Annotated in this window: 7 protein-coding genes and 1 pseudogene; 5 read left to right on the forward strand and 3 right to left on the reverse strand. The window is 70.4% G+C overall.

Annotation, left to right across the window (positions count from 1 at the left end; genetic code table 11):
• Positions 1 to 59: 59 nt before the first annotated feature.
• From IF29_RS0119475 to IF29_RS47740, 4 genes are read left to right on the forward strand one after another with little or no spacing between them, the layout of a single operon-like run.
• A complete protein-coding gene (locus IF29_RS0119475) occupies positions 60 to 3,020 on the forward strand; it encodes a twin-arginine translocation signal domain-containing protein (protein ID WP_030256441.1) in 2,961 nt (986 codons plus the stop codon).
• 3 nt (positions 3,021 to 3,023) lie between these two features.
• The gene (locus tag IF29_RS0119480) at positions 3,024 to 4,643 is read left to right on the forward strand and encodes a glycoside hydrolase family 43 protein (RefSeq protein ID WP_030256443.1); all 1,620 of its coding nucleotides are present in this window, start codon (positions 3,024 to 3,026) and stop codon (positions 4,641 to 4,643) included.
• Positions 4,640 to 6,748, forward strand: coding sequence for a glycoside hydrolase family 36 protein (locus tag IF29_RS0119485; protein ID WP_030256445.1), 2,109 nt, complete (start codon positions 4,640 to 4,642; stop codon positions 6,746 to 6,748). The genes IF29_RS0119480 and IF29_RS0119485 overlap by 4 nt, the downstream gene beginning before the upstream one ends.
• Before the next feature lie 54 nt (positions 6,749 to 6,802).
• Positions 6,803 to 10,306: a putative Ig domain-containing protein gene (locus IF29_RS47740; RefSeq protein WP_051725524.1), complete on the forward strand. Its 3,504-nt coding sequence runs from the start codon at positions 6,803 to 6,805 to the stop codon at positions 10,304 to 10,306.
• Positions 10,307 to 10,348: 42 nt separating this feature from the next.
• Here IF29_RS47740 and IF29_RS45080 read toward each other — a convergent pair.
• Positions 10,349 to 11,215: pseudogene (locus IF29_RS45080) on the reverse strand (GlxA family transcriptional regulator); the annotation flags it as partial.
• Positions 11,216 to 11,403: 188 nt separating this feature from the next.
• Here IF29_RS45080 and IF29_RS0119500 point away from each other — a divergent pair.
• Positions 11,404 to 12,225 (forward strand): dienelactone hydrolase family protein, encoded by an 822-nt coding sequence (locus tag IF29_RS0119500; protein WP_030256451.1) that lies wholly within the window; start codon positions 11,404 to 11,406, stop codon positions 12,223 to 12,225.
• Positions 12,226 to 12,261: 36 nt separating this feature from the next.
• On the opposite strand, the gene IF29_RS0119505 is transcribed toward IF29_RS0119500, so the two are convergent.
• Positions 12,262 to 12,834 (reverse strand): GNAT family N-acetyltransferase, encoded by a 573-nt coding sequence (locus IF29_RS0119505; protein ID WP_030256454.1) that lies wholly within the window; start codon positions 12,832 to 12,834, stop codon positions 12,262 to 12,264.
• A 63-nt stretch (positions 12,835 to 12,897) separates the two neighbouring features.
• Positions 12,898 to 13,887, reverse strand: a complete 990-nt coding sequence (locus IF29_RS0119510; protein ID WP_030256456.1) for an NAD(P)H-dependent flavin oxidoreductase — start codon at positions 13,885 to 13,887, stop codon at positions 12,898 to 12,900.
• Positions 13,888 to 13,906: the final 19 nt, after the last annotated feature.

The raw sequence follows: 13,906 nt of genomic DNA on the forward strand, positions 1-13,906 counted from the left end.
CGCCCGGCCCCGCTCGCCACCACCTTCCCCGCTCCACCCGCGTACAGGAAGGCTCAGCCATGCCCGAAAACCCCGCACGTCGCGATCTCCTGAAATACGCAGGCGCCGCCGGAGCCGTCGCAGGTGTCGGTTGGCTCGGAGAGATTCCGTCCGCCCAAGCGGCCACCTTCGGCACGACGACCGCCCCGGCGCAGCCGGCGTCCCAGCGGTCCGCCGGTACAGGTCTCCTGGACACGCTGGTCTTCGGCGACACGGCCTCCGAGTCCGCCCACGCGCTGACCGCCACCCTGTCCGACACCGTCGCCGCCGGGGGCCTGGGCCAGACCGCCCGCGTGCTCAACCCGACCAGCCCTGCCGGCTACTACGGCGGCACGCTCTCCTTCACCCTCGCCTGCAGCCCGACCGGTACGACCTACGTCACCGTCAAACTCTGGGGCGACGAGTACGACTCCACCTCCGAGGAGGACGGCAGCGGGACCAACATGTGGCGGCTCCAGCTCTTCTGCGAGGGCCTCCAGATCGGCTACCAGGACCAGGGCGAAGTCGACAACCTCGACATTCTCGACACCGCGCCGCGCACCCCCGGGCGCTTCTTCTTCCACACCTTGCCGCTGCCCGAGAAGCTCACCGCGGGGAAGACCTCGGTCGCCCTGGAGATCCGCTCGATGGGCCGGATATGGTCCTACGGTCAGAACCAGGCACAGCTCTACTACGACATGACCACCCCTTCCCGCGGCATCTACCGGCTCTACACCCACACCGACCCGTACTTCACCGCGCCCGCAGGCGACGTGCAGGGGCCCGCACCGGTCCCGACGGCGCGCACGGTCGAGGGCCCCGAGGTGCTCACCGCCATCAGGGCCCGGGTGCTGAGCGACACCACCAGACTGCTGACCACGGGCGATCCAGCCACCCTGGACGGCTGGGCGATGCAGCAACTGGCCGAGTCCTACTTCTGGTCCGGAGGCCCCGGCTACCAGTCGGACACCGCCCTGGACCGCACGCTGCAGGCCATCGACGGCCGCTACTACGCCTGGCAGGCCAACCCGACCGTACTCACCGGCTCCGACCAGCAGTGGCAGGGTTTCGGCCGGATCGGCCTGGTTCTGGCGCTGCTCTGGGAGCAGCTCGGCACCCGCCTGGACCAACAGGTCACCGGATCGCCGTACTCCATCACCAACGGCGGCTTCGAGAACGGCAGCGGGACCACCGCCACCGGCTGGTCGGTGGCCGGCTGGACCGCCAACGGCACCGCCGGCCGCGACTCGACCTACGCGCACTCCGGCACCTACTCGATGAAGCTGGTCCACAACGCGACCGGAGCGAACGCGATCGCGGTCAACAACAACACCAAGGTCAGCCTGGACCAGGGAGCCTACGAGTACGGGGTCTGGGTGAAGGGGCAGGGCCTCACCGGCACCGGTGTCTACCTCGACGTGCTGTTCTACGACGCCGCAGGAGCCATCGTGGGGACCGACAACAAGGTCTTCGCACCAGCCGGGACCTACGACTGGACCTACCTGTCCAGCACGCTCACCACCCCGGCCACCGCAGTCTCAGCCTGGCTGTTCATCGGCGTCCACGAGGGCGGCACCGCCTGGATCGACGACGTCACCCTGATCGCGCCGTCGACCAGCAGCCATGCCGCGCCGGTGCGCAGGACCGCCTACACCGCCATGCTGCAGGCCAGCCGTGACTACTGGCGTGAGCACTTCCCGCACTACTCCAACCAGACCCAGATCTGCGCGATCGGCCTCTACCAGGTCAACCGCGCGCTGCGGCTGATCGACCCCGCGCTGGCGTGGACCGAGGACAAGGCCCGCAGCTTCATGTACCAGTCGGTCGGGCTGACCCCCTACCTCGGTCCCGAGGCCGCCGACGGAACCGCCACCGCTCCGCTCGGCCGCTCCTACTACCAGGTCACTGCCAAGGGACTGACCCGCGAGCTGGGCTACGTCGGCAACTACGGCGAGGTCACCGACTGGCTGATCATGATGTACGAGTCGATCACCCGCGGCTACCAGCCCCAGGACGACCCGGCGCTGAAGACCCAGATCATCAAGATGGTCAAGACCCGCAGCAGGTTCCGCATCCTGGACGTGGACGAGGCAGGCGGCCGGGTCGCCCGGCTGGAGACCGTCGTCGGCTGGCGCAACGAGGTCTACCCCGGAGAGGTCGGCTACGCCCAGCGCACAGCCTGGGACTCGCACCCGATCCAGGCAGCCGTGGTGCTCAAGGACCCGGAGATCATCGGCTGGACCCAGGAGATGTTCGCGGACGGGCAGTTCTACCGCCAACTGGACCTGATGACGTCCAACTCCTGGACCAGGGTCGGCCTGAACGCCTTCCGGCTGGTGACCCGGGACTGGGACGCCTACCAGGCGTTGCCCTCACGCCCGTACCGGCTGCCGACCGACTGGAACGCCCCTGACTTTTGCTTCACCGACGAGGAGGACGGCGTTGTCGCCGTCAAGAACGGCGGGGAACTGCTCTACGCCTCGCTCTACTGGCGGGCACGACAGGGCGTCAACAACTACGCACGAGTGCACCATGTCACCCCGGTCGACCAGCGCTCCGCGACGATCCGCCAGAACAGCTCCGGCGCCACCGACACGACCTTCACCGCGCTGGACTGGATCCTGTGGGACTACGCCATCAACGACCCCGGCGCGGCCGGCATCCCACCGGGCGGCTTCCCTCCGCCCGGTGACACCCTGCACCAGTCGCTGGCCGGCGATGTCTACCCGCTGGCCCCGGTCCCCGCCGACGTCCCCGACCCCACCCTCGGCGTCCACTTCACCGGCGTAGAAACCATGCTGGTCGGCAGAGCGCCGCTCTACCTCTGCCAGTACGGCGACTACTACATCGCCATGAACACCACGACCGACAAGACCTACACGCTGCCGCACCGACAGGCCTTCGGCCCAGCCACCGACCTGACCACCGGCAAGAAGGTCAAGGCAGAGGCCCGCATCACCGTGCTTCCGATGACCACCGTCGTCCTCTACCGAAAGTCCTGATCCGTGACCGACCTGATCAACCCAGTGCTCCGGGGATTCAACCCCGATCCGTCCATTCTCCGTGTCGGCGCCGACTACTACATCGCGACCAGCACCTTCGAGTGGTCGCCGCTGGTCCGGCTGCACCACTCGCGCGACCTGGTGCACTGGCGCACGCTCGGGCACGCGGTGGACAGCGCCGGTGTGCTGGACCTGCGGGGGGTTCCCGACTCCGGTGGCGTCTGGGCCCCCTCACTCTCTCACCACGACGGCCTGTTCTGGCTGGTCCTGAGCATCGTGCGGACCATGGACGGCGACGCCAAGGACCTGGACAACTACCTGCTCACCGCCCCCGACATCACCGGCCCCTGGTCGGAGCCGGTCCGGCTGAACTCACGCGGGTTCGACGCCTCCCTGTTCCACGACCGGGACGGGCGGCACTGGCTGGTCGGCGTGCAGTGGGACCCGCGCCCCGGGCACCCGCGGTTCGCCGGCATCAGCCTGCAGGAGTACGACGCCAAGGCCGGCCGGCTCGTCGGCGACAGCCGCATCGTCGCCCGCGACGCCGGCCTGATCGAGGGCCCCAACCTCTACTGGCACAACGGCTTCTACTACCTGATGCTGGCTCAGGGCGGAACCGGCTTCAACCACGGCATCTCCATGCTCCGTTCCCGCAGCCTGGACGGCGAGTTCGAGCGCGATCCGCAGTACTCCCTGCTGACCTCGCGGGACGACCCCGAGTGGGAGCTGCAGAAGGCCGGCCACGGCGAACTGGTGCAGACGCCCGAGGGCGACTGGTACCTGGCCCACCTCGCCTCCCGGACCAGCCGCGACGACCAGGGGCAGTTCGCAGTCACCGGCCGGGAGACCTGCCTGCAGCGGGTGGCCTGGACCGAGGACGGCTGGCTGCGGCTCGCTGACGACCAGGGCCGCCCGGTCACCGGAACCCGGGCCAGGACCCGGGTCCGCTCAACCGTCGCAACCAGCAACGCTGCAGCCGCCGCCATCACGCCGCGCCGCTTCCACGACGACTTCGCCGCAGACCAGTTGGACCGGACCCGCTGGTCGACGCTGCGTCGACAGGTCCACTCGGACTGGCTCGACCTTGAGAGCCGGCCCGGCTGGGTACGGCTGCACGGCGGACAGTCCCGCGCGTCCGTCTTCGAGCAGAGCCTGATCGGCACCCGGATCGAGGAGCCGGCGGCACAGGTGGCCACCCGGATCGAGGCCCGGCCGCGCACCACGGGCCACCGGGCCGGCCTGGTCGCCTGGTACGACCGTCACAGTCACTACGGCCTCTATCTCACCGTGGACGACGACGGCCGGCGGGTGCTGGTCCTGGAACAGAGCACTCCCGCCGGAACCTCCCAGCTGGGCGAGCCGGTGCCGGTGGACGACTGGCCGGACCTGCACCTGGGCTTCGCCCTGGACGGGCCGACGATCAGTTTCACCGCCGCGCCGGACCCGAATCGGGCCGTGTGGAACAGCCCTTCGCTGTCGAGCCGCCTGCTCTCCGACGACTACCAGGATCTGTTGCGGTTCACCGGTGCCTTCGCCGCGCTGCGGATCGACGACCACGACGGCGACGGCTTCAGCGCCGACATCGACCACCTCACCATCGACTACCCGGAGAACTCATCGTGACCGCATCGTCGGGGGAACTGCTTTGGGGCAACAGCGCACTGACCCTCCATCTGGGCTGGGAGGCGGACGGACCGGTCCGGCTGCTCGACCTGCTCCTGCCGGGCGACGCACCCCGGCAGGCGCACCGTCCGGCTCGGCCCCTGGTCGAGCTGGAGCTGATCGGCACCGGACGCACCGGCACCTCTGGCAAACGCCATGTGGACGGGGACGCCGCCGCCCGGCAGCGCTACCTGGGCCATCAGGAACGGGTGGACGGAGCCTGGCGCGAACTGGTCGTCAGCACCGCCGACCCGGCCAGCGGCCTGCGCGTCACCGCGCACCTGCGGCTGCACGCCCAGCTGCCGGTGCTGCGCAGCTGGGCCGAGGTGACGGCGGGTCGAACGGCGGTGTCCGTCGAGTACCTGTCCTCCTTCGTGTTCGCGGGCCTGGCCGCCCGCACAGCCGGCCGCTGGGAGGAGGGACTGCGGCTGCACACCGCGGCCAATCCGTGGAGCGGGGAGTTCCGCTGGTCGGACAGCACGCTTGCCGAGCGCGGCCTCTACGACGTGGGGATGGTCCGCTACGGGCAGACCGGATCCAAGAACCGCATCGCCCTGACCTCCACCGGGGCCTGGTCCAGCGCCGAGCACCTGCCCATGGGCTGCATCGAGGACCCGGCCGGCGGGCGGGCCCTGCTGTGGCAGATCGAGCACAACGGCGCCTGGCACGCGGAGCTCGGCGACTACCACGACGACGTCTACCTGGCCCTGTCCGGTCCCACCGATCGCGAGCACGCCTGGCGGGCCCGGCTGCGGCCCGGCGAGTCGTTCACCGGGGTCCCGGTGGCCGTGGCACTGGCCCCGGACGGCTTCCAGGGCGCCGTCGGCGCGATGACCGCCTACCGGCGCGCGCTGTTGCGGCCGCACCCGGACCATGAACGGCTGCCGGTGGTCTTCAACGACTTCAACAACTGCCTGATGTCGGACCCCAGCACAGCCGCGGTCCTGCCGCTGGTGGAGGCGGCGGCCGGGGTCGGCGCGGAGTACTACGTCATGGATGCCGGCTGGTACGCCGACACCGACGGCTGGTGGGACGCGGTCGGCGAGTGGGAGGAGTCGGCCGTCCGCTTCCCCGGCGGACTCAAGGAGGTGACCGACCGGATCCGGGCCCTGGGCATGGTGCCGGGGCTGTGGCTGGAGCCCGAGGTGGTCGGCGTGCGCAGCCCGCTGGCGCAGGCCCTGCCGGAGGAGGCGTTCTTCCGGCGCGACGGCGAGCGCGTGGTCCAGTGGGGCCGCTACCAGCTCGACCTGCGCCACCCGGCCGCCCGCAGCCACCTCGACAAGGTGGTGGACCGGCTGGTCACCGACTACGGCCTGGGCTACCTCAAACTGGACTACAACATCGACATCGGCCCGGGCACCGGCGACAACCCCGGGGCCGGACTGCTGGGCCACAACCGCGCGCTGCTGGAGTGGCTGGACGCCGTCCTGGACCGGCATCCCGGCCTGGTCGTGGAGAGCTGCGCGGCCGGCGGCAGCCGCAGCGACTACGCCACCCTGGCCCGACTGCCCGTCCACTCGCTCACCGACCAGCAGGACCACCACAACCTGCCGCCGATCGCGGGGGCCGCCCCGACAGCCGTCCTGCCGGAGCAGGGCGCCATGTGGGCCTACCCGCAGGCCGAGTTCGACACCGACGCCATCGGCCTCGCCCTGGTCCCCGCGCTGCTCGGCCGCATCCACCTCAGCGGCCGCCTCGACCGCCTCGACCCCGCCCGGGCGGACCTGGTGCGGACCGCCCTGGAACGCTACAAGGGCTACCGGACCCACCTGCGCACCGCCGTCCCCGGCTGGCCGCTGGGCCTGCCCGGCTGGCGCGACCCCTGGACGGCCCTGGCCCTGCACTGCACCGATTCGATCCGCGTCTCGGTCTTCCGCCGCGAGACCGACACCGACCACTGCACCCTGCCCTTCCCCCAGCTGCGGGACCGCGCCCTGGCCGTCGAACTGCTCTTCGACGCCGCAGGCGACGCGCAGGCCGCATGGGACCAGGCCGCCGGTGAACTGACCGTACGGCTGCCACGACCGCAGAGCGCCCTGCTGCTGCGCCTGGCACCGGCGTCGTGAGCCCCACCCGCTCGCACGCCGGATCGCACCGCATTCATTCCTGAGGAGAGTCACATGTGGCAGAACCTGATGGGGCGAGTCAGACGGCTACCGGGGCGGGTGATCACCGCGGCGCTCGTCCTGGCCGTGGTGCTGCCCGCCGTCCCGGCGACCGCCGCTGCGGACACGACCGCACCACCCACGGCAGGCGCGGTGGCGAGCGCCTTCCCCACCGTCACCCTGAACCAGGTCACCAGTAGCGCCGGGTTCGTCCACCCGGGCATCGACGTGAGCGCCCCGAACCTGCTGCTGGCGCGCCAGGAGGTGCAGGGCGGCGTCGAGCCCTGGGCCTCCTACTACGCGGCCATGGTCAAGACCAGCTATGCGTCCAGGACGCTCACCCCCGTCAACCACAGCACCCAGGTGGACACCCCCGGGTCGGTGGCCTTCAACTCGCAGGGCGTCGAATCGAAGTTCATCGCCGACGCCTTCGGCGCCTACACCCAGGCCGTCCAGTACCTCGTCACCGGGGATCCCGCCTACCGGGAGAACGGGATGCACATCATCCGCACCTGGTCCCACATCGACCCCGCCGAGGTCGCACCGTACGCGGACGCGCACATCCACGCCGGCATCCCGCTGATGCGGATGCTCGCCGCGGCGGAGATCTTCCGCTACTCCAGTGTCAACGCCACCTCCGACGGCTACGACACCTCCTGGACCGACGCGGACACCAGTAATCTGACCACCAATCTGATCTCCCCGGTCAGCAGCGTCCTGCTGGACGGCAACACCTACTTCATGAGCCAGCAGTCGTACCCGCTGGTCGGCGAGCTCGCCGCGGACATGTTCACCGACAACCGTGCGGCCTACGACAAGCATGTCGAGTGGTTCTCGGTCAACGCCTCCAACCCGGACCCCGACGCCAACGGCTCGCTGGTCTCCCTGATCCGCACCATCAGCGCCAAGGACCCGCTGAACCCCTACGGCTACTCCTTCGTCCAGGAGCAGGAGATGGGCCGCGACCAGGCGCACGCCTGGGACGGGATCAACGCCCTCACCGAGATCGCCCGCATGCTCACCGTCCAGGGCACCAGGCTGGACCCGGTCGCCGGAACCGTCTCGGACCGCAGCAACGCCGTGTCCCCCTACACCTTCGGCGACAACCGGCTGCTGGCGGGGACCGACGCCTACTACGCCTACATGATGGGGAAGACGATCCCCTGGATCGACACCACCGGCGGTCCAGGGAAGCTGTCCGAGGCCTACCGCGGCCGGCAGTTCGACCCCATCGACGAGCTCTACAACGTCTACGAGTACGACCTGGGCGTCAACGTCGCCAAGGTCGCCCCCGACGTCGCCAAGATGCAGCAGCAGGCCGACGGCCCGCAGTTCTTCTGGGGGACCAGCGCCTACAACTTCTGGAACAGCAACCCCGACTACAACCCGGACTACTGGCTGTCACTGCCGCAGCAGGTGGCCGGCCAGGTCCGGCCCCAGCAGACCGACGCACTGGTGCCGGTGGCGCAGCGCAGCATCGCCCTGGACCACCGCTCGCAGGTGCTCGTCGACAGCGGGCAGAGCTACGTCCGGATGCAGGCGTCCGACAAGGGCGCCTCGATCGCGGTCCGCACCCTGATGTACCCCTCCCGCACCGGCTACAGCCCCGTCGGCGTCCTGATCCGCACCGACGGACCGGCGACCCTGACCATCCGCATGAACCTGGCGCTCCGCCCCTACCAGACCGTCAGCCTGCCGGACACGCAAGGTCAGTGGCGCTACGTCAGCTACGACATGGACTACGCGGTCGTTCCCGGCAGCACCGGTGGGGAGAACCTCGCCTACTACACCGTCACCGGTTCACCGGCGGTCAACGTGGACGTCCAGAGCGTCAACCTTCAGGCCACGAGCCTCAGCCCGCCCACCTTCCCGCAGGGCCGGCAGGTCACCCTCATCGGCGTCGCCAGCCAGACCCTGCAACGCTCCCTCGCCGCAACGGACACCGCGGGGGGAGCCCTGACCTACGAAGCCACCGGGCTCGCGGCCGGAGCCACGGTCGACAGCAGTACCGGGGCGTTCAACTGGACACCCACCCGCAGGCAGGTAGGGACCGCCCGGGCCACGGTCGTCGCCTCCGACGGCACGACCGACACCGTCCTCAACCTCACCCTGGTGACAGCGCCGAACCGTACCGCTGCGCTCAAGGCCGCGGAGGCCGGGTTCCACCCCAAGGCGACCTACGTCCGCAGCACGCTGGACGCGTACGACGCAGCCGTGGCCGCAGTGCGGGCCACCATCACCACCGCTGACGACAGCACCTTCCAGGACGGCCTCCTGTCGGTGCAGAAGGCGGTGCAGGGGCTTCAGCTGCTCAACCCGACCCTCGGCGACGGCACGCTCGCCTACCAGACCCTGGTGACCTCCTCGCTGGGGACGACAGCCATGTGGAACCTGGTCGACAGCGACATCAACACCACCTCCGGGGACCTGACGGCTCCGTTCACGCTGGACTTCGGTGCCGGATTCCGGGTCAAGGCCAGTGCCTTCGGTCTGCAGGCGCGGTACAACTTCGCCAACCGCTCGCAGGGGGCGAACGTCTACGGCTCGAACGACGGCCGGACCTGGACCCTGCTGACAGCGCACGAGACCACCAACACGGCGCCCGACTTCCAGATGGAGACCATCCCGATACGCGCCGAGGTCAAGGACAAGTCCTTCCGCTTCTTCAAGATCCAGGTCGACGACCCCGGTGTCCCCACCGACCCGAACTACCCCGGCCTGTCGTCCTTCGGCGAACTGCGGATCCACGGCGTCCGCCAGGAGACGGCCCAGGCCGTGTCCGTCGCGACCCTGTCGTCCGACGACCCGGTCGCCGGCCAGGCCGTCAACGGGGACACCGTCACCCTGGACCTGACCGCCACCGAGCCCATCGCCGACGTGAACGTCCAGATCGAAGGCGCGACCGCGACCGTCACCAGTACCGACAACGAGCACTGGCACGCCACAGCCGTACTGCCCGAGAGCGTCGACTACGGCCGCGCACTGCAGTTCACGGCCGACTACACGACGGCCACCGGCCAGACCGGCACCACCGTGTTCCAGACCACCGACGGCTCCTCGCTCCAGCTGTGGAACACCCACGTGGTGGCCGACAGCATCGCCCAGGCATGGGTGGACGCGTCCACCCCGCTGTGGCCGGGAAAGGGAACCACCGCGGCCAACGGCTGGCGGATGTTCGACGGCGACATCACCACATCAACCGACACCACGACTGCCAACGGCTGGGTGACGGTCAAGCCGACCGACGGCTCGACGCTGGGCATCGACGCCGTCCGCATCCACGCCCGCACCGGCTACCCGGCCCGCGCCAACGGCACCGTCCTCCAGGGCTCGACCGACGGAGGGACCACCTGGACGACGTTCCTGACCATCTCGGGCATCACCAGCGACCAGCAGTGGTACCTCTTCAAGCTGCCGCAGCACCAGTCCGTACCCATGCTGCGGGTCCTGGACCAGCACGGCGGCAACACCGACATCGCTGAGGTCCAACTGCTCCAGTTCCAGGGGCTGCCCCAGTAGGTGGCCCGGTGGACCGGCCGGCCGGCGGAAGCGCGCACGGTAGTCGCGCGGCCGCTGGCCGGTGTGCCGCGTGAAGAGCGTGCTGAAGGTGCTCGCGTCCCGGTAGCCGACGTCGGCGGCGATGCGGGCCACCGTCGCGTCGCCGACCTCCAGCAGATGGCGGGCCCGGCGGATCCGGGCCGACTGCAGGTAGGCGAGCGGGGTCTGGTCCGCCTCGCTCCGGAAGCGCCGGAGCATGGTCCGCGTGCTCATGTGGAACGCCTCGGCCAGGGCGGGCAGGTCGTAGGGCGCCGCCAGGTCACGGTCCAGCCGCCGCTTCACCGCATCCGAGAACCGGTGGCCCACCGTGGGGAGCAACTCCGGGTCCACATAAGGGCCCTGGGTCGAACGTGCGTCGTCGACCAGCGCGATGCGGGCGGTGGCACGGGCGGTCCGGGGACCGTCGTGGTCACGGATCAGCTGCAGCGCGAAGTCGTACATGGCGCTGAAGCCGGCGGTGGTGGTCACCCCGCGCTCGGTGACCACCAGGTGCTCGGCGTGCACGTCGACGGCCGGGTAGCGCCCCGCCAGCCGGTCTGCGAAGAGCCAGGACGTCGTCGCCCGGCGTCCGTCGAGCAGACCGGCCTCTGCCACCAGGAACGCGCCGACGCAGATCGACACGACGGCGACTCCGGCCGCCGCCTGGGCCCGAATGAGCGCGATCTCGGGACACAGGCCCGCGAGTGTCGCCTCCAGATCAGTCTCGGGTGACAGCCCGAAACCCGGCACCACCAGCACATCGATCCGGCGCGGTGCCCGGACCTCGACGGCCCAGCCACCGGATGCGACCACCCGTCGCCGGGGCGAGACGATGTCCACCTCGTACCGCGGCAGGTCCGCACCCCGGGCCGCGGAGACACGGTCCGCCATCGCCAGCAGATCCGGGACCCCGAAGACCTCGGAGGCGAAGCATCCCGGGTAGGCCAGCACCCCCAGCCGCAGCGGCTGCTCCGCTCCCCCCACTGGCTGCTCCCTGCTTCCCGCCTCTGGCGGGATCGCCCGCAGTCATGGCGATACCGCCGCTTCCGGTGGCACCAGTGTCCCGTGAGACTGCGACCATGACAACGGAACCACCGCAGCGTGACGACCCTTTGGGCGACTTCATCCAAAAGACCGTCAGCGTCGACGACGTCAGCAAGACCGTGTACGTCTCCGGCACCGGACCGGCCGTCATCCTGATGCCCGAGATGCCGGGCATCAGCCCGGACGTGGCCCGGTTGGCGCGCTGGATCCGGGACGCCGGCACCACCGTCTACCTGCCGTCGCTCTTCGGCGTCGACGGCGCCTACCCGACCACCGCCGCGGGCCAGGAGATCGTGCGAAGAGCCTGCGTCAGTGCCGAGTTCCGCGCGTTCGCGGGCGGCGGTACCAGTCCCGTCGTGGCCTGGCTGCGCGGGCTGGCCCGCACCGCGCACGCGGAGTGCGGCGGAGCCGGCGTCGGCGCGATCGGGCTCTGCTTCACCGGCAACTTCGCGCTGTCCATGGCCCTGGAGCCCGCCGTCGTCGCCCCGGTCGTCAATCACCCCTCGCTACCGCTCGACGACCCCGGCGGCCTGGAGATCGACGCCGCCGACGCGGCCGCAGTGTCGGAACGCGTCCGCCGGGACGGACTGACCGTGCTCGCCTACCGCTTCGAGAACGACCGGTGGTGCACCGGCCAACGCTTCGCCGCCTACCGGGCCCTGCTCGGGGACGCGTTCGACGGTCGCGTACTCCCCTCCGACGCCGCGAACACCGCCCCTCCCCCGTTCTTCCGCGACGTCGTCGGCAGCGCCCACAGCGTCGTCACCGCACACCTGGTCGACCGGCAGGGCCACCCGACCACCCGCGCCCGCGACGAGATCATCGCCTTCCTCGTCGACCGGCTCGGCGTCCGCTGAGGCCGCGAGCGGACGCTCCAGGAACGGAGCGGCCCCTCAGCCCGCTGGGATCGGCGCGACCGCCGGCCGCCACTCTCGCCTGAGCAACCCGAACACCCACGAATCGGATACGTCGCCGTTCACGATGCAGTCCTCCCGCAGCGTCCCTTCCCGCACGAATCCGAGCTTCTCCAGCACCCGGCCTGACGCCGCGTTGCGGGTATCGGCCTCGGCCTGAACCCGGTTCAGGTCCAGGGTGTCGAAAGCCCACTGCAGCAAGGCGCGCGCGGCCTCCGTCGCGTAGCCGTGGCCCCACACCGCATCGTCGAGGACGTAGCCCAACGACGCGCTGCGGTAGTCCGGGTTCCATCCGGTCAGACAGCACCAGCCGATGAAGGCCCCGTCAGAAGCACGGTCGATCGCCAGCCGCGCCCCGGTGCCTTCGTCCGCCATCTTCCCGCACGTCGCAATGAAGCGATCGGCGCGGGCCCGATCGCTCCATGGCGGGGAATCCCAGTAACGCATCACAGCGGTGTTGCTGTGCAACGCGTAGAGGGCGTCCGCATCGGTGTCGGTGAAGGGGCGCAGGCGCAGGCGAGCCGTGTGCACTGTGGGAGTGGCCAGAGTCATGCGCACCATCCTGCATCCCCACAGCGCGGCCAGGACACCGAATTTCCGCCCCTGCCCCCGGCCTCAGGGTGCGGGCGTCATCTGGCCGGGCAGCCGGTCGCGGACGATGGCTTCCGCCTCGGCGATGATGTCGTGCACCACGTCGGCGCAGCTGCCGACGCTGTCGATCAGGCCCTGCGCCTGGCCGGCCCACCACATTCCGCCCTCGACGTCGCCGTCTGCGAGCACCCGGCTCCGGGCCCGCGCCCCGGAGGCGAGATGGGCGACGTCGGCGAAGGTCGCGCCGGGCCGTGCGCCGAGTTCGGCGATCTGCTCGGAGACGGAGTTGCGTGCCACCCGTGCGGTGTTGCCGAACTCGCGGAACACGATCTGCGTCGCGCGTTCGTCGTTGGCGACGATCTGCGCCTTCACCCTGGGGTGCACGGGTGCCTCGGTCGTCGCCTCGAACCGGGTGCCCATGTTGACCGCGCAGGCGCCCAGCGCGAGCGCGGCGACCAGACCGCTCCCGGTGGCGAAGCCGCCCGAGGCGATCAACGGGATCGAGAGCCGCCGCGCCGCCGCGGGGATCAGGACCAGGCCGGGCACATCGTCCGCGCCGGGGTGGCCGGCGCACTCGAAGCCGTCGATGCTCACCGCGTCGACGCCGAGCGCCTCGGCCTTCAGGGCGTGCCGCACCGAGACGGCCTTGTGGACGACCTTGACCCCCGCGGCCCGGAAGGCGGGCAGGTGCGGGGCCGGGTTGCTGCCGGCGGTCTCGACGATCCGGACTCCGGAATCGATGATCGCTTCACGGTACTCGTGGTAGGGAACCGGGTCGATGGTGGGCAGGATCGTGAGGTTGACCCCGAAGGGCTGGTCGGTCAGCTCACGGCACCGCTTGATCTCCAGGCTGAGGGCCTCCGGGGTGGGCTGGGTCAGAGCGCTGAGGAAGCCGAGCGCCCCCGCGTTCGCGACCGCCGCGATGAGTTCCGCGGTGCCGACGGCGAGCATGCCGCCGCACACCACGGGGTGCCGGACGCCGAACATCCGGGTGAAGTCGTTCTGGAAAGGCATGGCTGTCGGACCTCCCGGC

The sequence above is a fragment of the Streptacidiphilus jeojiense genome (assembly GCF_000719095.1).
Classification (GTDB): Bacteria; Actinomycetota; Actinomycetes; order Streptomycetales; family Streptomycetaceae; genus Streptacidiphilus; species Streptacidiphilus jeojiensis.